The sequence below is a fragment of the Photobacterium sagamiensis genome, assembly GCF_050337085.1.
GTDB classification, from domain to species: domain Bacteria; phylum Pseudomonadota; class Gammaproteobacteria; order Enterobacterales; family Vibrionaceae; genus Photobacterium; species Photobacterium sagamiensis.
Window position 1 is genome coordinate 55,549 of the sequence record NZ_JAKJSP010000026.1, and the last position, 19,257, is coordinate 74,805.

15 protein-coding genes, 1 tRNA gene and 1 pseudogene are annotated in these 19,257 nt (G+C 44.5%); 13 read left to right on the forward strand and 4 right to left on the reverse strand.

Going from position 1 to position 19,257, the window contains the following annotated elements; all coding sequences use genetic code 11:
* Positions 1-287 precede the first annotated feature (287 nt).
* The 8 genes from L4D76_RS13565 (at position 288) to L4D76_RS13600 (ending at position 10,056) form a co-directional block, all read left to right on the forward strand.
* Positions 288-364: transfer RNA gene (locus tag L4D76_RS13565), tRNA-Arg, on the forward strand.
* Positions 365-969: 605 nt separating this feature from the next.
* The gene (gene tig, locus L4D76_RS13570) at positions 970-2,271 is read left to right on the forward strand and encodes a trigger factor (RefSeq protein ID WP_428441428.1); all 1,302 of its coding nucleotides are present in this window, start codon (positions 970-972) and stop codon (positions 2,269-2,271) included.
* A gap of 105 nt (positions 2,272-2,376) precedes the next feature.
* The gene (clpP, locus tag L4D76_RS13575) at positions 2,377-3,000 is read left to right on the forward strand and encodes an ATP-dependent Clp endopeptidase proteolytic subunit ClpP (protein WP_428441429.1); all 624 of its coding nucleotides are present in this window, start codon (positions 2,377-2,379) and stop codon (positions 2,998-3,000) included.
* 116 nt (positions 3,001-3,116) lie between these two features.
* Complete coding sequence (clpX, locus tag L4D76_RS13580) at positions 3,117-4,397, forward strand: ATP-dependent protease ATP-binding subunit ClpX (protein ID WP_428441430.1); 1,281 nt, start codon at positions 3,117-3,119, stop codon at positions 4,395-4,397.
* A gap of 138 nt (positions 4,398-4,535) precedes the next feature.
* The gene (gene lon, locus L4D76_RS13585) at positions 4,536-6,908 is read left to right on the forward strand and encodes an endopeptidase La (protein ID WP_428441431.1); all 2,373 of its coding nucleotides are present in this window, start codon (positions 4,536-4,538) and stop codon (positions 6,906-6,908) included.
* Positions 6,909-7,148: 240 nt separating this feature from the next.
* Positions 7,149-7,421 (forward strand): nucleoid-associated protein HU-beta, encoded by a 273-nt coding sequence (gene hupB / locus L4D76_RS13590; protein WP_107284345.1) that lies wholly within the window; start codon positions 7,149-7,151, stop codon positions 7,419-7,421.
* 316 nt (positions 7,422-7,737) lie between these two features.
* Positions 7,738-9,630 carry a peptidylprolyl isomerase gene (ppiD, locus tag L4D76_RS13595; protein WP_428441432.1) on the forward strand — a complete coding sequence of 631 codons (1,893 nt, stop codon included), beginning with the start codon at positions 7,738-7,740 and terminating at the stop codon, positions 9,628-9,630.
* Between the two features lie 138 nt (positions 9,631-9,768).
* Complete coding sequence (locus L4D76_RS13600; protein WP_428441433.1) at positions 9,769-10,056, forward strand: ComEA family DNA-binding protein; 288 nt, start codon at positions 9,769-9,771, stop codon at positions 10,054-10,056.
* A 300-nt stretch (positions 10,057-10,356) separates the two neighbouring features.
* Here the strand turns inward: L4D76_RS13600 and rrtA are convergent, their stop codons facing one another.
* A complete protein-coding gene (gene rrtA / locus L4D76_RS13605; RefSeq protein ID WP_428441434.1) occupies positions 10,357-10,929 on the reverse strand; it encodes a rhombosortase in 573 nt (190 codons plus the stop codon).
* Between the two features lie 11 nt (positions 10,930-10,940).
* Between rrtA and L4D76_RS13610 the strand changes: the two genes are divergently transcribed.
* Positions 10,941-11,594: a tRNA-uridine aminocarboxypropyltransferase gene (locus L4D76_RS13610; protein WP_428441435.1), complete on the forward strand. Its 654-nt coding sequence runs from the start codon at positions 10,941-10,943 to the stop codon at positions 11,592-11,594.
* Positions 11,595-11,844: 250 nt separating this feature from the next.
* Here the strand turns inward: L4D76_RS13610 and L4D76_RS13615 are convergent, their stop codons facing one another.
* Together L4D76_RS13615 and yfbR are read right to left on the reverse strand one after the other, a co-directional pair.
* Entirely contained in the window at positions 11,845-13,212 is a 1,368-nt protein-coding gene (locus L4D76_RS13615) for an anti-phage deoxyguanosine triphosphatase (RefSeq protein ID WP_428441436.1), read from the reverse strand.
* A pseudogene (yfbR, locus tag L4D76_RS13620) lies at positions 13,212-13,568 on the reverse strand (5'-deoxynucleotidase); the annotation flags it as partial. The pseudogene yfbR and the gene L4D76_RS13615, both read right to left, overlap by 1 nt.
* 552 nt (positions 13,569-14,120) lie before the next feature.
* Between yfbR and L4D76_RS13625 the strand changes: the two are divergent.
* The 4 genes from L4D76_RS13625 (at position 14,121) to L4D76_RS13640 (ending at position 17,776) form a co-directional block, all read left to right on the forward strand.
* Entirely contained in the window at positions 14,121-14,489 is a 369-nt protein-coding gene (locus L4D76_RS13625; RefSeq protein WP_428441437.1) for a hypothetical protein, read from the forward strand.
* Between the two features lie 31 nt (positions 14,490-14,520).
* Positions 14,521-15,267, forward strand: a complete 747-nt coding sequence (locus L4D76_RS13630) for a hypothetical protein (RefSeq protein ID WP_428441438.1) — start codon at positions 14,521-14,523, stop codon at positions 15,265-15,267.
* An 89-nt stretch (positions 15,268-15,356) separates the two neighbouring features.
* Positions 15,357-15,929, forward strand: coding sequence for a recombinase family protein (locus tag L4D76_RS13635; RefSeq protein ID WP_428441439.1), 573 nt, complete (start codon positions 15,357-15,359; stop codon positions 15,927-15,929).
* A gap of 305 nt (positions 15,930-16,234) precedes the next feature.
* On the forward strand, positions 16,235-17,776 hold the full coding sequence (locus L4D76_RS13640) for an SEC-C metal-binding domain-containing protein (RefSeq protein WP_428441440.1): 1,542 nt from the start codon (positions 16,235-16,237) through the stop codon (positions 17,774-17,776).
* 483 nt (positions 17,777-18,259) lie between these two features.
* Here the strand turns inward: L4D76_RS13640 and L4D76_RS13645 are convergent, their stop codons facing one another.
* On the reverse strand, positions 18,260-19,030 hold the full coding sequence (locus tag L4D76_RS13645; RefSeq protein WP_428441441.1) for a hypothetical protein: 771 nt from the start codon (positions 19,028-19,030) through the stop codon (positions 18,260-18,262).
* Between the last annotated feature and the right edge of the window lie 227 nt (positions 19,031-19,257).

The window sequence follows — 19,257 nt, forward strand, 5'->3', positions numbered from 1 at the left end:
CACTTCGAATATGGCGATATAGCGATTATTTTAGTACCACATTATCGCAGATAAGGTGATTAAGATCTACCGAGCAAACGTTTGCGCGGTTGGTGTTTGTTATCTGTTTTCAATGTACTGAAGTAGTCAGCGAATAAAACAGCAGCGGTAACTGCTTAAATTAAGGGTGGTTTGTTGGAAGTTTGAGCGGTTGGCGTATGAGTTGAAGGAAATGGACTAAAAATCGTTGACGTTAAGATTGAGCAACGTATAATTTTGCCCCGTAGCCCAGTGTTACGTTAAATGATGCGCCCTTAGCTCAGCTGGATAGAGCACGTCCCTTCTAAGGATGTGGTCGCAGGTTCGAATCCTGCAGGGCGCGCCATCTTCCTTTTATACTCCGATGTTGCTTGACTAAAATCCCCATTTCGATGAATCCGTCGCTTATATACCTTAGCGATTCGTTGCCCTGATCTCTATAATCCATATTTTATTTACATAAATCGCTTTAGTACCAGTTCTGGTTCTTGGGTATAACAGACCCAATGACGATGTCTATTGCTCGAACGACATGATAGAAAGCGCTAGTCCGTGTTGCTTGATCTTTGTTCAATGGGTCAATAGCTTCAACATAACCCTGTGATTGGTCATGGCGCGATCCGGTGGTTTTTCGGGCTATTGATGAAAAAAATCATGATTGAGTCGTTTATTTTCACTTTTAACCCTTGAAAATGGTTTTTTTGCCCCTATGTTGTGGAACAGCTGTATTTAGATAGCTGTTTAAGGCTTCTGTCTCGACGACAGGTGAACAGGTCGCTATAATGGCGCGTTTGATTTCTAGCGCTGTGGTTTTTTTCCAGAAGTGCTAGGAATTATCAGAATTAGAGGCGTTATGGTTTTTTGCCGTAACACGAAAGGATGCCACCGTCAGTAAATGACTGATCGGCAACATCACTCAGAAAAACTGAGTAGGATTTGAGGTTAAATAAAATGCAAGTTACCGTTGAAACCACTGAAGGCCTAGAGCGCCATCTAACAATCACAGTTCCTGCCGCTAACATTGAAGACGCAGTAACTGCAGAGCTGAAAAAAATTGCTAAAAATCGTCGTTTTGATGGTTTCCGTCCGGGTAAAGCCCCGATGAAAATGGTTGCTCGTATGTTTGGCGCTTCTGTTCGCCAGGACATCCTTGGTGAAGTGATGCAGCGTCACTTTATCGAAGCAATTGTTAAAGAGAAAATCAATCCAGCAGGCGCGCCGACTTTCACTCCAGTTGAGATTGCTGAAGGTAAAGATCTTGTATTTAAAGCGTCTTTCGAAGTATATCCTGAGATCGAACTAGCCGGTCTTGAGAAGATTGCGGTTGAAAAACCAGCAGTTGAAGTGAACGACGAAGATGTCGCTAACATGCTTGATACGCTACGTAAGCAGCAAGCAACTTGGTCTGACGTTGAAGCGGCAGCTGTTGCAGACAGCCGTGTAACTATCGATTTCACAGGTTCTATTGATGGTGAAGTATTCGAAGGCGGTAAAGCTGAAGGTTTCGCACTAGCAATGGGCCAAAACCGCATGATCCCTGGTTTTGAAGACGGCATCGTTGGTAAGACAGTGGGTGAAGAGTTTACTCTGGAAGTGACTTTCCCTGAAGATTACCACGCTGAAAACCTAAAAGGTAAAGCAGCATCTTTCGCGATTAAACTACACAAAGTTGAAGCGCAAGAGCTACCAGAGCTAACTGAAGAGTTTGTTGCTAAATTCGGTGTTGTAGATGGTTCTGTTGACGGTCTTAAAGCTGAAGTTCGCAAGAACATGGAACGTGAACTGAAGCAAGCTGTTAAAGGCCGCATCAAAGAGCAGGTTCTTGACGGTCTGGTTGAGCAGAACAACATCTCTGTTCCATCGGCGCTGATTGATCAGGAAATCAACGTACTTCGTCAACAAGCTGCACAACGTTTCGGTGGCGATGCGGAGAACACGCCTGAACTACCACGTGAGCTATTCGAAGAGCAAGCTCAGCGTCGCGTTGTTGTTGGCCTGCTAATCGGTGAAGTGATCAAGGCTGAAGAACTAAAAGCTGACGACGAGCGTGTTAAAGCGCTAATCGCAGAAATGGCTTCTGCTTATGAAGATCCAACTGAAGTTGTTGCTTACTATGAGCAAAACGAGAAGCTAATGAACAACATGCGCAATGTTGCTCTTGAAGAGCAAGCGATTGACGCACTACTAGCAAAAGCTCAGGTTACTGAAAAAGAAGTTGGCTTCAACGATCTTATGAACCAGCCAGCGGCTTAATTTGCTGAAATTACTGTAGAGATTTGACTTTGTTTCAAATCTTCTGCTAACAATGGTCCGTGTGAGTCTTTTCATCCGGGCCATTTATTTTAGGGAAATAACGTTATGAGCTACCAAGAAAAAAACGCCATGTCTCCGATTATGGATGCGCTGGTTCCTATGGTGGTCGAGCAGACTGCTCGTGGTGAGCGTTCCTACGACATTTATTCCCGACTACTGAAAGAGCGTGTGATTTTCCTGACTGGTCAGGTTGAAGATCATATGGCCAACCTAGTAGTTGCACAGCTTCTGTTCCTAGAATCTGAAAATCCAGATAAAGATATTTTCCTTTACATCAACTCGCCGGGTGGTTCGGTAACGGCAGGTATGTCTATTTATGACACCATGCAGTTTATTAAACCAAACGTCAGTACGGTATGTATGGGGCAAGCGTGTTCTATGGGGTCATTTCTGCTGGCGGGCGGCGCTGCGGGTAAGCGTTACTGCCTGCCGAGCGCGCGTGTTATGATCCACCAGCCGTTAGGTGGTTTCCAGGGACAGGCATCGGATATTCAGATCCATGCTCAAGAAATTCTGACTATAAAACACACACTTAACACCTTACTTGCACATCACACAGGTCAACCTCTTGACGTCGTCGAGGGTGATACTGACCGTGATAACTTTATGTCTGCAGAACAGGCAGTTGAATATGGTTTGGTAGATGCTGTTTTGACGCAACGTGACTAATTCTGATAATTTTCTTGGTGGCGCGACTTTAACCGTGTGACGGAGCAAAATAGTAAGAGTTGTTATACACTCAAAACAAGGCAATGATGGGTTTAAACCCGAAAAGAGGTTAGCGAATGACAGATAAGCGAAAAGAGAATGGTAGTGGAAAACTGCTGTATTGCTCTTTCTGCGGCAAAAGCCAACATGAAGTTCGTAAGCTGATTGCTGGCCCTTCTGTGTATATTTGCGATGAATGTGTCGATCTTTGTAACGACATTATTCGCGAAGAAATTAAAGAAGTGATGCCTAAGCGCGACGGCAATGAGCTTCCGACTCCGCAAGAAATTCGTTCAAACCTGGATGATTACGTTATTGGTCAGCCGCATGCTAAGAAGGTGTTGGCGGTAGCGGTTTATAACCATTACAAACGTCTTCGTAATGGCGACACCACAAGTGATGGTGTTGAGCTGGGTAAAAGTAATATTCTGCTGATCGGTCCGACCGGTAGCGGTAAAACTCTGCTGGCTGAAACACTGGCACGTATGCTGGATGTACCATTTACGATGGCTGATGCAACCACGCTGACTGAAGCGGGTTATGTTGGTGAAGACGTTGAAAATATCATCCAGAAGCTGCTGCAGAAGTGTGATTACGACGTAGCGAAAGCTGAGCGCGGAATTGTTTACATCGATGAAATCGATAAGATTTCACGTAAGTCTGATAACCCGTCGATTACGCGTGACGTATCGGGTGAGGGTGTTCAGCAGGCGCTACTGAAACTGATTGAAGGTACTGTTGCTTCTGTACCACCACAAGGTGGCCGTAAGCATCCTCAACAGGAATTCTTGCAAGTAGACACGTCTAAGATCCTATTTATCTGTGGCGGTGCATTTGCAGGCCTGGATAAGGTGGTTGAGCAACGTGTATCAACGGGTACCGGCATTGGTTTTAGTGCTGACGTTCGTTCAAAAGACGAAAAGCGTACTCTGAGCGATCTGTTTCAGCAAGTTGAGCCACAAGATTTGGTTAAATACGGCTTAATCCCTGAATTCATCGGTCGTCTGCCAGTTACGGCAACGCTGAACGAGCTTGATGAAGCGGCGTTGGTTCAGATCCTGCGTGAACCGAAGAATGCGTTGACTAAGCAGTACGCTGCATTGCTTGAACTTGAAAACGTTGAGCTTGAATTCCGTGACGATGCGCTGGTTGCCATTGCTCGTAAAGCCATGGAGCGCAAAGCTGGTGCCCGTGGTTTGCGTTCAATTGTTGAAGCGGTTCTGCTCGATACTATGTACGAATTGCCATCAGCGGAAGGCGTCAGTAAAGTTGTGATTGACGAGTCAGTGATTAAAGGTGAGTCAGATCCATTGTTGATCTACGAAAATACCGGAAATCAAGCAGCTGGCGCAGAGTAATTGTTTAATAACTACTCAGATGTCTAAAAAAAAAGGAGGCTTTTGCCTCCTTTTTTATTTTCTGTTGCATCTCCCGTTGAATCTTGATGCTTTACCCCCATATACTCAATAAAGAGTCTAAAAGGAAGAGAGAATAATATGAACCTGGAGCGTTCTGAACGCCTTGAAATCCCGGTTCTGCCACTGCGTGATGTGGTGGTATACCCTCATATGGTGATTCCATTGTTTGTGGGCCGGGAAAAATCAATTCGTTGCCTTGAATCGGCAATGGATAATAATAAACAAGTTCTGCTGGTCGCTCAGAAAGAAGCTGCCACTGATGAGCCTTCGATTGAAGAATTGTACGATGTCGGTACTGTCGCGACGATCCTTCAGCTGCTGAAGCTGCCTGATGGCACGGTGAAAGTATTGGTTGAAGGTCAACAGCGAGCAAAAGTTGAAAACTTAACCGATGATGAATTCTTCAGTGCTGAAGCTGTGTTTCAGATCACACCGGAAATGGATGAGCGCGAGCAAGAAGTGTTGGTTCGCACTGCTATTAACCAGTTTGAAGGCTTCATCAAGCTCAATAAAAAAATTCCGCCAGAAGTTTTAACCTCCCTAAATGGTATCGACGAAGCGGCACGCCTGGCTGATACTATTGCGGCGCATATGCCTCTGAAACTGGCAGACAAGCAAAAAGTACTCGAAATCATTGATATTACGGAACGATTAGAGTTCTTGATGGCAATGATGGAATCTGAAATCGATCTGCTTCAGGTCGAAAAACGCATTCGTGGTCGCGTTAAAAAGCAGATGGAAAAAAGCCAGCGCGAGTACTATTTAAACGAACAAATGAAAGCTATCCAGAAAGAACTGGGTGAGCTTGATGATGCGCCAGACGAATTCGAATCTCTTAAGAAGAAAATCGAAGAATCGAAGATGCCTGCAGAGGCTCGTGCAAAGACCGAACAAGAGCTGCAGAAGCTTAAGATGATGTCACCGATGTCGGCAGAAGCGACCGTTGTACGTGGCTATATCGATTGGATGCTCAGTGTACCTTGGTTCAAGCGTTCTAAAGTGAAGAGAAACCTGGCAAAAGCCGAGGAAGTTCTCAACTCAGACCATTATGGTCTGGAGCGCGTAAAAGAACGTATTCTGGAATATCTGGCCGTACAGACCCGGATCAATAAGCTTAAAGGCCCGATCCTTTGTCTTGTCGGTCCTCCGGGTGTAGGTAAGACCTCGCTGGGTCAGTCAATCGCAGCCGCGACAGGCCGTCAATACGTCCGAATGGCGCTGGGCGGCGTGCGTGATGAAGCTGAAATCCGAGGTCACCGCCGTACTTATATCGGTTCTATGCCTGGTAAGCTGATCCAGAAAATGGCCAAAGTGGAAGTGAAAAACCCACTGTTCCTGTTAGATGAGATCGATAAGATGTCTTCTGATATGCGTGGTGATCCGGCTTCTGCACTGCTTGAAGTACTTGATCCCGAGCAAAACAATGCATTTAACGATCACTACCTGGAAGTGGATTACGACCTCTCTGATGTGATGTTCGTGGCGACCTCGAACTCAATGAACATCCCAGGCCCACTGCTTGACCGTATGGAAGTGATCCGTCTGTCGGGTTATACCGAAGATGAAAAACTGAACATTGCCAAACGTCACTTGCTCAATAAGCAGATTAAGCGTAATGGCTTGAAAGACGGTGAAATTGAAGTCGAAGACTCTGCGCTGATTGGCATTATTCGTTACTACACTCGTGAAGCGGGCGTGCGTAATCTTGAACGTGAAATTTCAAAACTCTGCCGTAAAGCGGTTAAAGAAATTCTGCTGAACAAAGATGTGAAGAAAGTGTCTATTAGCCAGGATAATCTGAAGGATTATCTGGGGGTTCAGCGTTGCGACTATGGTAAAGCTGATGAAAGCAACCGTGTCGGCCAGGTCACCGGTCTGGCATGGACAGAAGTCGGCGGCGATTTACTGACCATCGAAACGGAATCAATGCCTGGTAAAGGTAAGCTGACTTATACCGGTTCATTGGGTGATGTGATGCAGGAGTCGATTCAGGCGGCGATGACCGTTGTTCGCTCTCGTGCTGAGCGATTAGGGGTTAATCCTGACTTCTACGAGAAGCGTGACATCCACGTTCACGTTCCTGAAGGCGCAACACCAAAAGACGGCCCAAGTGCTGGTATTGCGATGTGTACGGCGCTGGTTTCGAGCCTGACCGGTAATCCGGTACGTGCCGATGTAGCTATGACCGGTGAGATCACCCTGCGTGGCGAAGTGTTGCCGATTGGTGGCTTGAAGGAAAAACTACTGGCAGCACACCGCGGCGGCATTAAAACCGTACTCATTCCAAAAGAAAATGAACGTGATTTGGAAGAGATCCCAGATAACGTGATTGCTGATTTGGAAGTGTGCCCGGTACGCTGGATTGATGAAGTGCTGACAATAGCATTGCAGAATAATCCCACCGGTATCGAGCTGGTAAATGCGCAAAACAGTGACATGCAGCAAAGTTAAGTAAAGAAAAGACGCTGTCAGGTACAAAAAGCCTTGTCAGCGTTTTTTTGTGTCGCTATAAGTTAGGTCTAATTTTCTGTAAGCTCAATAGTATCAAGGCTTACACGCTTCATTGGTGTAGTGTGCTGGTATTATTTGAGCCTGATTCAAATTTAATTGTTCGTGGCAAGACCTCGTTCTTGCAGGCATTTTTCGTCGATAATGTCTCTTGCGGACAATATTCATTGAGGGGATGAAATTGTGAATAAAACTCAGTTAGTGGATAAAATTGCTGAAAGTGCTGATATCTCTAAAGCGTCTGCTGGTCGTGCTTTGGATGCATTCATTGACGCTGTTTCTGACACGTTGAAAACAGGTGATCAGGTTGCGCTTGTTGGTTTTGGTACTTTCTCAGTACGTGAGCGTGCTGCACGTACGGGCCGTAATCCGCAAACCGGTGAAGAAATCCAAATTGCAGCCGCTAAAGTTCCTGGTTTTAAACCAGGCAAAGCGCTGAAAGACTCTGTAAACTAGACACTGTAAACCGGAACTTGTAAATATTGGATCCTGTAAACACTGAATATTGTAAGCGCTTGATCTTGTAAGTACTTGATTTTGTAAAAAAATAGGGGTATAGCCCTGTGTTTGTGCTGTGATTCGTACAGTTCAAATATCAATGCTGGTTGTTTTCATAACTAAGCAGAACTGATGAGGGCGCATCAAGTAGATGCGCTTTTTTTCTTTTACTTGTATTATTTTGTATCAAGGTGACATTTCGGTGGCCATTGCTGCCAGCCGGAGGCATCTTCATACTACATGCCAGCTCGAACAGTAGGGGATACGGCAAATCATGATGGAGCGATTGCGCGAAGGCGCTAACAGCATTTGGGTTAAGATTATTCTTAGCTTGATTATTTTATCTTTTGTCTTTGCTGGCGTTGGTAGCTACCTTGCCGGTGGCAGCCAACAAGCTGCAGCAAAGATTGATGGTCAGGAAATCAGCCAAAGCCAATTTGAACAGGCTTATCAGAACGAGCGAAATCGTATGCAGTCACAGTTAGGTGACTATTTTGCGACGCTTCTGGGCGATCCTGAATACGTTAAACAATTCCGTCAAAGCGTGCTTGATCGCATGGTAAATGACGTTTTAATTGAGCAGCGTGCGAATGAATTAGGTTTACGCATCAGCGATGAGCAAATTCGTAAGGCGATTGTTTCAATGCCTGAATTCCAGCGTGATGGTCAGTTTGATAACGACATGTACACGACGTTACTGCGTCGTTCGGGTTTTTCACCGGAGCAGTTCGCTGAATATATCCGTACTGATATGCTTCGTCAGCAATTCCTTACTGCGATTCAAACCAGCGACTTTACTCTAAGCAACGAATTGACTGCTCTGCGTAAGCTAGAAGCACAGCAGCGTGTTATTCGCAGCCTGACATTGGATCTTGCTGAGTTCACGAAAAATGCAGATATCTCTGAACAAGAAGTCACTGCATTTTATGAGCAGAACCCACAGATGTTCACCCGCCCAGAGCAAGTTAAGGTGGCATACATTGAGCTTTCTGGTGACGGTCTGAAAGATAGCATTGAAGTCTCTGACGATGATGCGAAGGCTGACTACGCTGATAATAAAGAAAAGTACAGCACCGCTGAACAACGTCAGGTAAGTCACATTCTGGTTCAGGGTGACAGCAGCGAAGCGAAGGCGAAGGCTGATGAGTTAATGACTCAACTGAAAGCCGGTGCTGATTTCACTCAGCTGGCGCAATCTTCTTCTGATGATACTTTCAGTGCTAAAGATGGCGGTAAGCTGGATTGGTTTGAACGTGGAGTGATGGATCCTGAGTTTGAAGATGCAGCATTTGCATTAAGCAACGACGGCGATCTTTCTGAAGTCGTGAAATCATCTTTTGGTTACCACATCATCAAACTGAATGCGGTAAAAGCGTCTGATGTGAAGCCATTTGCTGATGTTCGTGATGAGATCCTTGTGACACTTCGCGAACAGCGTGCTGCAGAATATTTCTATGATATGCAGACTAAGCTCGCTGAAACCGCCTTTGAAATGCCGGACTCTCTGGATGATGCTGCTACAGCGGTAAATGTAGACGTTCAGCATACTGAATTCTTCTCTCAGAATGATGCGGAAGGTGTACTGGCTAACCCGGCTGTATTGCAGGCTATAGTTAGTGCTGATGTTCGTGAAGATGGTCTGAATTCAGATGTTATCGAGATTGGTCCTGAACATGTGGTAGTTGTACGTGTTGAAGATTCACGCGAAGAAACGGTTCTGCCGTTTGCAGAGGTTTCTGCTGCCGTGAAAGCTCAGCTGGCCAGCCAGAAAGGTGAGCTGAATGCGCAAGCGAAAGCGGATGAAATTATCGCCGCACTTCGCGCGGGCAATGACACGGTTCTTGAAACTGAAGGTTTACGTTTCGCTGAAGAGCAAACCATTAGCCGCTCAGGTCCAGACCGTATGGTTTCTCAGGTTGCTTTTGGTTTATCTAAACCCGTTGAAGGTCAAGCCGTTTATGGTATGACACGTGATACGTCTGGTAACGTGATGATCATTGCACTTGATAGCGTGCTCAACACTGATGTTGCTCCGGTTGCTGTAGATAGCCAGTTTGCTACTCAGGTTGAGCAGATGAACGCTCAGCAAGATACGATGGCAACTCTGCAAGTACTTCGTGCTACTGCAGAGGTCAGCTACCCATTACTGGAAACACCTGCAAACTAATTGAAATTATTATTTCTGTTAGCGGGCCGCCTTTGTGCGGCCCGTCTTTTTTCTGATGATTAATGTCATTTTATTCTTTCCCATTGTCTTCCGCTCGTTATGCTGGATGGACATCATAAAACGTATAAGAGGGATAAGATGAAAAAAGTAATGAAAGCGATAGTGTTTTGCGCTGCAGTCGTGTTTGCCCCAATGGGGCTGGCAGCAAGTGATGACCATGAAGGCATTGAGATCACCATCAATATCAACCAGGCAAATGCTGAAGAGCTAGATAAGTTGCTGATAGGCATCGGGCCGGAAAAAGCCGAAAATATTATTGCTTACCGTGAAGCCAATGGTGACTTTAAAGCGGCAGAAGAATTGCAAAAGGTCAAAGGAATTGGTGCTTCGACTGTTGAAAAGAACCGTCAGCGTATCAAGCTGTAGGCCGAATAAGCATGAAGGAGCGTAGTTTGAGGTACTCCTTCCGTTACTTATACCCAAGTGACCTCAAGATGCTGGATTCAGAGTGAGCTCAGCGTGTTCAATTCAAGGAAAATGTGTGTAGGAATGGCCATCCCTTTCAAACACATTTGACACCGAAGTGGGCACGCTGCCTCACTCCCGAAGGGCGAGTTTTATTGGCTCCTATGCTGTGTTGCTGATTATTAACGTAGAACAACTATGTCTTCAAATCAGCGTCTTGCCTAGAAGCCAATAAATTCTCGCTGAACAAGCATCTTGAGGTCACTTGGGTATATGACGTTGTCGCGTTCTAGCTTGTTCCTGACGTTGAGTATAGCCAGCAACCAGCCCCGAAACCACACCAATCAAATGGGCTTCAATTGCCACTCGTGCGCCAATTAATGCCGCTGAGCTAGCCGCCCCTCCATAGTATTGCTCCCAGCCTATTTTTAGAATCAATCCAGCTAATAACAGCCAGCCCCCTTTGGTTTGAGTACGGATATCTCTCACCGCTCCCCATGCAAATAAACCATGAAGGACACCTGACAAACCGGCGTACCACTGGATGTCGGTAGCAAAGATGCCGATACCAATGATGACAGAAATGAAAACAATAAGGGCGGTATAACGCCTTGCACTGAAATGGCGGCGGAAGATGAAAGTGATAATGCTCAGGGCCAGGCTGTTCATTAACATGTGTGGCCAATTGGTATGAGTGAAATTTCCTGTTAGGATCCGCCATATTTCGCCGTGAGCAATGGCCTCGCGATCCCAGGCTATCCAGGATTGGGTAACTGGCCACTGAGTTAGAAAACAGAGACTGATGGCGATAAATAAATAAGTACGAATAGACAAGGCAACCTCTAATGAGCCGATATTGTGAGCAGTGCGGAAAGGCGAAAAAAGCCTGCATCTGTCGCTGGATCCAAGTTATTGATGCTAAAACTGAACTGTGGATTTTACAACACCCTTCTGAACTTAATCGGGCGATTGGTACTGCGCGGATATTAACTCTGTCATTACCCAATGCTCGCCTGTGGGTCGGTGAAGACTTTTCTCAGCATGATGAGTTAAATGCTTTGCTTGCGAAATCAGGTCGAGAAGTCTGGCTGGTTTACCCCGGCGAAGACTCGGTGCCTATTTCCAGCCTAGCTTCGACTAACATAGCTTCGACGAGCCCGAAAAAAGGAACCACCCGGACGCTGATCCTGTTGGATGGTACCTGGAAGAAAGCCTATAAAATGTGGCAGCTTTCAACGAACTTACACCATTTGCCATCAGTAAACCTGGATAATGTTGAAAACGGCAATTACCGGATACGTAAATCCCCGAAGGAGCAAGGTGTATCAACGGTTGAAGCCGGCTACCTGGCATTGGCGGCGTTAGAGGGCCAGCCTGAGATGTTCGCCCCTTTGCTTGATGTCTTTAATCAGATGATTGATTATCAGATCCAGCAGATGCCTGCGGGAGTTTACCAGAAGAATTATGGTGTAAACAGGGACGAGAACTCGAGTTCCTAGCTACGAGAAAAAGCGGGAAGAGCAGGCCTATGTTCTAATGGTTCTACTACTTCGTCATTCCGTAAAATGAGGAACAAATTTATACGGAATCTAAGGATCACACGGCTAGAACTGGATCCCGGATATCTCGTACCTCGATTCCGGGATGACGTTTTAGTTGAGTTTTATACTTTGCTGTTTCGAGACCAAATTCAAACACCGGGGACAGCTCTTTCTCGTCTCTAGTCATCTAGATACTCGTAACTAAACCTCAAAACCCATGCCCTTCGCTTCCTAGCGAAACTGCAGCCGTCGGCTGGAAAAGGGTGCTGTATAGCCGCTGGGAAAAGCCGTCTGTCATACCGGAAATGTAGTCGGCTATGATCCGGTGCTCGTTATCTCCCTGATTGACCGCTTGCAGCCAGCGCTCACGGGTATTGGCTGGCAGCAGTCGTTCCGGATCGGCGGCAAAGGCTTCGAACAATTCCATCACTAATTGCTGGCCTTTGTATTCCAGTAGCTGGATTTCAGGTTTTTTCACCACGTACTCGCTGACAAAGTGTTTCAGTACCGCGAGTACACGTTCCATCGGCTCGGTTAAATAGGCATTCCATTTCAGCAAGGGTTCTTCAAAACTATGTATACCGTCTTGAATGGTCGGACCGATCTGAATCGATGTCAGCAGGGCGTTCACCATCGCACCAATCGCGTCCTTTCGTTGGTAATGGGATCCAAACAGCTGTTCACTGAGTTCTGTGGTTCGCTCCTCAAGCCAGGGTTCACCACAATCAGCGAGTTTGCTCGCAACGGCATCGTGCCACTGCTCACGACTGACAATGCCCATCACAATGGCATCTTCCAGATCGTGCACGCCATAGGCGATGTCATCTGCCAGCTCCATGATCGAACAATCCAGCGATTTAAAGTGCGTTTTCTTGTGTTCAGCGGGGGAGGTTCGCTCACTGCGCATCTGACCGAGCAGGGCTCTATCTTGCTCGGATAATGGTGCTAGAACCCAGTTAAACACATCACTGTCATCGTTATAAACCCCCTTTGCCGGGTGCCAGTCTTTGGCCTTAAGATGGCGGAAGTTACTGACCTCTGTTGGGAGCTCAATGGCCCGGGTCTGGCTGATAAAGGCCGGGTACTTGAGCAAACCGAGCAGGCTGCGGCGAGCGAGGTTCATACCAAAGTGCTCGGTATAAGGTTCCAGTAAGGCCACAATACGAAAGGTCTGGGCATTGCCTTCAAACCCGCCGTGATGGCGCATCATGTAATTCAGGGCAACCTCGCCACCATGGCCGAAAGGCGGGTGGCCGATGTCATGGGCCAGGCACAGACTTTCCATTAAGCTGCTCGACGGCAGCAAGCCCCGAAACTGCGGCTGTTTAATTTTGAGCTGGGCAACCACACCAGTGCCAATTTGCGAGGCTTCCAGTGAATGGGTCAGGCGGGTACGGTAAAAGTCGTGATGACCGGCCCCATGCACTTGTGTTTTTGCCTGCAGACGCCGAAAGGCTGCGGAGTGAAGGATGCGAGCCCGATCCCGCTGATATACAGAGCGGTGATCATTGCGACGCATTTTCTGCTCATTACTTTTTCGCTGTTCCCAGTCGGGTTTCAGGGCAAATTTAGTCATTAACTGATGTCGTCCAGTGTGAGATTAAAACTATCGACAAAAGTCGTTAGAAAGTATTTCATTTCAGGGGTAGAGCGGTCTGCCAGCGTTTTCTCTAACCGTTTTTTCGCCTGGGTAAACTCATGGTTACCCGCATTGAGCTCTTCGAGGCATTTCAGGTAAGCACACAGCGAATCAGCCTGCTTGACGATTGCATAGTCACCCGGATTGATAGCCTGGCTGTCTAATAGCGGGGCATAATCATCACGGAACTCTTCTGGTAGCATCGAGACCAGCTTCTGCTCTGCGGCAAGCTCAATCTTTTTGTACTCTTCAGCAATGGCCGGGTTGTAGTATTTTATCGGGGTCGGCATGTCCTCATTATTTCGGAATGAACCTTCCCAAGGAATGAGTGGTTGACTGAATATCCTTCTATCTGTGCGGCTTTCTAGCATATGTGAGGTGCTCTGTGTGGATGTTTGTTGTCAGAGGTAACTAGTGTTCAACAGTAAACAAGTGTAAAGGCTATTTCCTGTTCAAAAGTAGCCGATATGTAAACTAATGTCCATATGTCACTTTTTACAGCATTATCAGAAAAAAAACGGTCAACACTGAACGTTACAAGGCTGACTTATAAACCCAATAAGCTTCAAATCGCTGCTGTATCCATTTATTTTCCATGCTTTGTCTGTGTGTGGGTAATATTGCTAGAGTCTGTCATAGAAGCATCTGAGGTTCCTTAATATTTGCCTGCTTGGTGCTTCAGACCTGATATTAACCATTCAATTAGTTAAAATAAGGGGGGATTTTATTTGCATAGATTTCTTTGCGGGTTCACTTACATTTATTCTTGTAATTATGTGTGGCTGTGCATATGTTTGTCTATGTAACGAAAACGAACGTTTTTATTCCAACAGGGAGTTGCAATCATGCAATCAGTTATCACGGAATTTACTGGAAAGACATATCAACTGATATTAACTAATGAACACCTACATCTGCTCTTTGGCAGCGATCCTAATGATCGCTATCTTGTTGACTTGATGGATGGGAAACACCAATTCTTTGTCAGGTATTTGGACGTAAATACTCCATTGGTTGCGGCATACCTCCCAAATGGTGACAAAGAAGCTGCTATAGAGATCGAGACTTCTGTTATTGATCAATTAGAAAGTCTTGATTTTATCTGGAATACAAAAATCTTTGATGAAGAGGCTGAGTCTACTAGATCTAGAAACCATCCTCAGGATTGCTTAGTCACAATCGATATGAGTAAAACTATCGCTGTCACTGAATAGTCCTAGGTAACCAAACTTGATGGAAACAATCATGACTAAAGAAAAGATATTCCAGCTTGATCAATTTGGTTCGTATTTGCGCGTCAGACAACCCGAAGGGTTTGAGATAAAGGACGAGAGAACAGGACGAATTAGTACGGGGCGGTTTTGTTATATCCGTGTTTTAGAAGAGACGGATGTTTATTTCGTTGAACAGAACGACTTATCAATCCCTATTGATGAGTACAAAAAGGATGAGATATACGCCTATTGCTGGAACCTTCAACAAGACGCTCCAGCATTTGCTACTGAAGTCGATTTTGGCTCTGTGTATTGTAGCGCCGTAGCTCCTGAAGATACCCATAATACAGAAGGCAATATTGGTCTATGTTGGAGGGTTTACGCTAACGATAACAGCTCTGCTGTTGAATTTGGCATTGATGCCATTAACTTAGGTGATTCGGAAACTGAGTTCCTGTGCTTAGAAACTTATCGTGGTAAAACTCATTACGAGGTAGGAGCAGTTAATGTATTCCGCTCTCAAACTCATTTCTTCTTGGGTTCTTTAGCGAATAATACCGAAATCAGTGAGGGTTTGTATGAAGCACTCAAATCTAGCACCCGTGCAGGTAAAGTTGTTAGTGAGGAAACTTCAGTATTTGGGCGTATTGAGTCATTTCGACTAGTGCAACTACCTACCAAAGAAGAGGTTGAAAAGTTGATCGAGGAAGATCGCAAGCGGATTGAATACATTGAAGCAAACCAAGATAAAAACCCTCTAGGTGACATCCCCTTCTGATCATCCATATTTCAATAAATGCAATCTTCTGATGTAATTGATGAAGATAAGGCAAACGGCCTACAACCGTGGGCAGTATTGGGATGCATATGAAAATTGGATACGGACGAGTAAGCACCACTGACCAAAATGCAGATGTTCAATCTACTGCGTTGAGGGAATATGGGTGCGAAAGAATCTATCAAGAATCTATCAGCGGCAAAGATGCAAAAAATTGCCCTGACCTTCAACGAATGCTGGACGCACTGAGACCCGGAGACGTTGTTGTTGTTCAGCGTTTGGATAGATTAGCTAGAAGTCTGAAAGATCTTATTGAGTTGCTCGATAGGTTCAAGGATCAAGAAATCAGCTTTGTTTCTCTGGCTGACAATATAGATACCACCACAGCTACCGGAGAGCTGATCTTTCATTTAATAGGGGCTATTGCACAATTCGAGCAAAGGCTCGTGTCTGAGCGCACAAAGGTCGGTTTAGCCCACGCAAAGGCAAGAGGTCGATTAGGCGGAAGGAAGCTGGCTATGAGCGATTCAGACGTCAGAAAAGCCAATGCAATGTTCCTAGACCCAACAGTTACAAAAGGAGAGGTAGCCAGACACTTCGGCGTAAGTCGCCCAACACTTAATCGAGCGCTGGATAGACTGACGTCCTTGCAAGAAAGTTAGGCATAGCTTTGTGGCACTATGACTCATTGCCCTGATATGCCGAGGATTTCTATAGCCCTAAGTATAACTAATATGAGGTACAGCGAAATTCAGGTAGTCTACCTTCACCCACAAACTGGGTTGCTTGGGGACAAAAGCAACCCCCTAATGCCTCTGAGTAAGGAATTAGAGGGTTCTGCTTGCGGTGGACTCGCTCCGGGGCAAAATGTGTTAGAACAGATACACATAACATTTGCGAGATATCCTTTTGGGCTAAGATTTGTCCTATACTTCTTTCCGAAAAAGTTCTAAGTGGCTAATTTATAATGAGTAAAAAAATCACTGATGTAGAAGCGGTTAATCAGCTTTGTGAGAAAACAGGAGGGTTTTACTCAAAAGCGCAATCACTACAAAGTATTGGTTCTGATGCGGAAGCGTTAGTCAATTACAGAAGTGCTTTAAAAGTATTGCTAACAACCTTGGCTGAAAGGCACGGTATATCCTTAACAGGAGAGTACCCGATTACGACTATACACGAAGACATTCGTACGGTTGCCAAAAATTTAAAATTGAATATTCATATTGAAAACCTGATGGATAAGATTCGCGAGTCAGGCAACAAAGGTAGTCATCCAGAAAGTTACCTAGAGGAAGATTTCCGGGCTCTAGTACAAAGTACCAAGATAAATTTCCTTGAATTAGTTAGCAAATTGCCCTCTACTCTTACAGGAATTGAGAGCGATATTGAGATTAATGAAAGCGATAACTGCATAGAGTTGAAAGAGCTTTCCTATCAGGCGCTTTGTTTAGATGATGACAAGGCTGCTTATATGGTGGCTAACTACTTACTCACGTCAAATAATCTTCTACACAATCACACAGTAAATGTTTACGGTTTCTATCATCGTACTTTAGACAAAGTGGTTCCGTTGCTTGAGTCTTGCTACATAACAATTGCCCCAGCGGCATATTGCTTAGCAAAACTTGCTGAAGCCTTCGGTACTGAGATTCTGTCAAAAAATGTGGCAGGAAATTATGGCGATAGCCTAATTCCTAGGCTATTACAACGTGCAGCATACAGGGAAGATATTCGGGCTGAATATGAATATGGCGTCATGGTGATGGAAGGAAAGCCGCCATTCGAGCAAGACCCCGAAGAAGGATTGGAATTATTGGAGCACTCTTCAGCTTATGGAGAGTCAAGAGCTTCAATATATTTGTCGAAATATTATGACAATAATAAACAAGCTCAATTATGTGAAATGTACCTAAAGCGAAGTGCAGAACAAGGCCTTGCTGAAAGCAAAATTGAATATGCTTGTTTTTTACTAAACTCCGGGGATGTTTCGCACCTTTATCTTGCTAAAGTTTACTTGGAAGATGCATTAGTTGAAGAAGAGGTGAAGGTTTTGGCTGCTTACTGGCTTGCTAAAGTGCTTGAGGCAGTTCCAGAGAAACCAGAAGATTATACCGAAAGGTTAAGTTTACTTTATACTCAGGCCTCAAATTGTCGCCCAGAGGAACACCCTTCAAATAGATGGCTTGAGATAAGTAGGAAGTTAGACAGACTAGAGAAAAGCCATGAAGCCCTGAATGCTCTTATGTGGTGTGCGGAAATGTCAAAAAAAGAGGGAAATGAAAAACTCTATCTTTTCAGCCAATACATATTAGGAAATACAAATTCATATATAACAGCAGATCATAAACTTGTGACTAGGTTTTCCCCTTTGCTTCATGAAAACTACCATTCCCTGCAAATTTCTATGGCTCCTAAAGATACTCCCGACCATACAGGGAGTAAAGTTGGAAGGAATGAGCAATGCCCATGTGGTTCCGGAAAGAAGTTCAAGAAATGCTGTGGAAATTGACCCGCCCTTCGATTAAGAAACGGCTCACCTTTCTTTGTTGTCACAGGTCTTGGGTGACGAATCCGGGGTTCTGGGTCACTCCGGGACAATAGCGACTTAGAATAATGATTCTGACAAGCTTGCACCCCATAGTTTGCGCAACAATTAGATGGTAGATTTTAATAGTAGCTTTGACTTTTCTTTCCTCATACAAGATTAATAGTCTTTGAGACTTACTTGCTTCCAGAATCAACCAAGATTGCTGAATTTTTTAAAACAGAAAATTGAATAAAATTGCGAGCCACAGAAATTGATAGATCGCAATTGGACAGAATTATTTACAGGGTCTGGTTCGATGCTCATACTAAATGTGTAGCGGTAAAGCTTGACCGTAAGAGCATTTTTAGATGTAGACATCAAAGCCTGCCCGTAACAAATGAAACCAAAGATAGGTTCTATCAGCATCCTTACAATATCAGCATAGGTGCCACCTAGCGATCATTTTTACCAATAGAATAGCTTATTGGTTTTGCGCATCTTTGACCAAACAACCTGCTGCCCCCACATCCATTTAATGCCACCTTTTATTTCTTCTACGATAGACTTTAAAGCTTCAGCTTCAGCTGATAATGCTATAGATGTGGGCAATGCATTATCTAAATATTCCAGTTCTCTAAACTCTTCACATATGTCATCATAAATTTCATCGAAGACTTCACTTGCATTTTTCAAAGATTCCAAATCGGATTCAAAAACATCTACATCCATTCTGTCATCGTGGTACTGACTGAGTATTTGCTCCTCTATCACTTGCAACAGTTTTGTTATGTTTTGAAGTTCGTTTCCATAGGGAAAAGATAAACTTCTATTTTCAATTGTATAAAACGATGGAACTAATTTAATTAGAGCTTGCATATGAGGGCTAAGCCACACAATCCCCTCTTTTGTATAACGCTTTTCAATTAATAACTCTATTGACCTTTCTCTTGCTCTGTTGTTATGGGTAGCAACATTATTAGCTGTATAAATTTGCGATAATCCATGAACCACGAAGCGATTATCATCCCTTTGTGGCGGTAAAATGTAGATAGTCTCATATCCATCGTCAATTACTTCGCCACTAATAAGCGAACAAAATATGCTAAAGCTTTCAGATTCATCATGATCCGTACCTACGATTTTGTGTACATCGGTTTTATACAACGAACACACTTTATCGTATTGATTAAGGTAATCGTTTATGGCCTTAATGGCGGTTTGGTTAAATACATTCATTAATATAACTTCCAATTCGCTTACAAAAGGTATCTCCCCGAATAAAAACTAGCTAGAGCTTTCAGGCGCAGAGCAAAACCTTAGTTTTTATACGGAACCACTCCTAATTTTTGATAGGAAAGGAGGCTTATCACTTAATATAATTCAATCTTATATATACAAAAGACAAATTTTTATCGAAGAAAGAAAGTGATGGATACGTCCTATTTTTATAATATAAACCTAAG

Excerpts from the sequence above, each read along its gene's own strand:
- tig (WP_428441428.1), top strand. The coding sequence starts at position 970 with ATGCAAGTTACCGTTGAAACCACTGAAGGCCTAGAGCGCCATCTAACA.
- clpP (WP_428441429.1), top strand. The coding sequence starts at position 2,377 with ATGAGCTACCAAGAAAAAAACGCCATGTCTCCGATTATGGATGCGCTG.
- clpX (WP_428441430.1), top strand. The coding sequence starts at position 3,117 with ATGACAGATAAGCGAAAAGAGAATGGTAGTGGAAAACTGCTGTATTGC.
- lon (WP_428441431.1), top strand. The coding sequence starts at position 4,536 with ATGAACCTGGAGCGTTCTGAACGCCTTGAAATCCCGGTTCTGCCACTG.
- ppiD (WP_428441432.1), top strand. The coding sequence starts at position 7,738 with ATGATGGAGCGATTGCGCGAAGGCGCTAACAGCATTTGGGTTAAGATT.
- L4D76_RS13600 (WP_428441433.1), top strand. The coding sequence starts at position 9,769 with ATGAAAAAAGTAATGAAAGCGATAGTGTTTTGCGCTGCAGTCGTGTTT.
- L4D76_RS13610 (WP_428441435.1), top strand. The coding sequence starts at position 10,941 with ATGAGCCGATATTGTGAGCAGTGCGGAAAGGCGAAAAAAGCCTGCATC.
- L4D76_RS13615 (WP_428441436.1), bottom strand. The coding sequence starts at position 13,212 with ATGACTAAATTTGCCCTGAAACCCGACTGGGAACAGCGAAAAAGTAAT.
- L4D76_RS13625 (WP_428441437.1), top strand. The coding sequence starts at position 14,121 with ATGCAATCAGTTATCACGGAATTTACTGGAAAGACATATCAACTGATA.
- L4D76_RS13630 (WP_428441438.1), top strand. The coding sequence starts at position 14,521 with ATGACTAAAGAAAAGATATTCCAGCTTGATCAATTTGGTTCGTATTTG.
- L4D76_RS13635 (WP_428441439.1), top strand. The coding sequence starts at position 15,357 with ATGAAAATTGGATACGGACGAGTAAGCACCACTGACCAAAATGCAGAT.
- L4D76_RS13640 (WP_428441440.1), top strand. The coding sequence starts at position 16,235 with ATGAGTAAAAAAATCACTGATGTAGAAGCGGTTAATCAGCTTTGTGAG.
- L4D76_RS13645 (WP_428441441.1), bottom strand. The coding sequence starts at position 19,030 with ATGAATGTATTTAACCAAACCGCCATTAAGGCCATAAACGATTACCTT.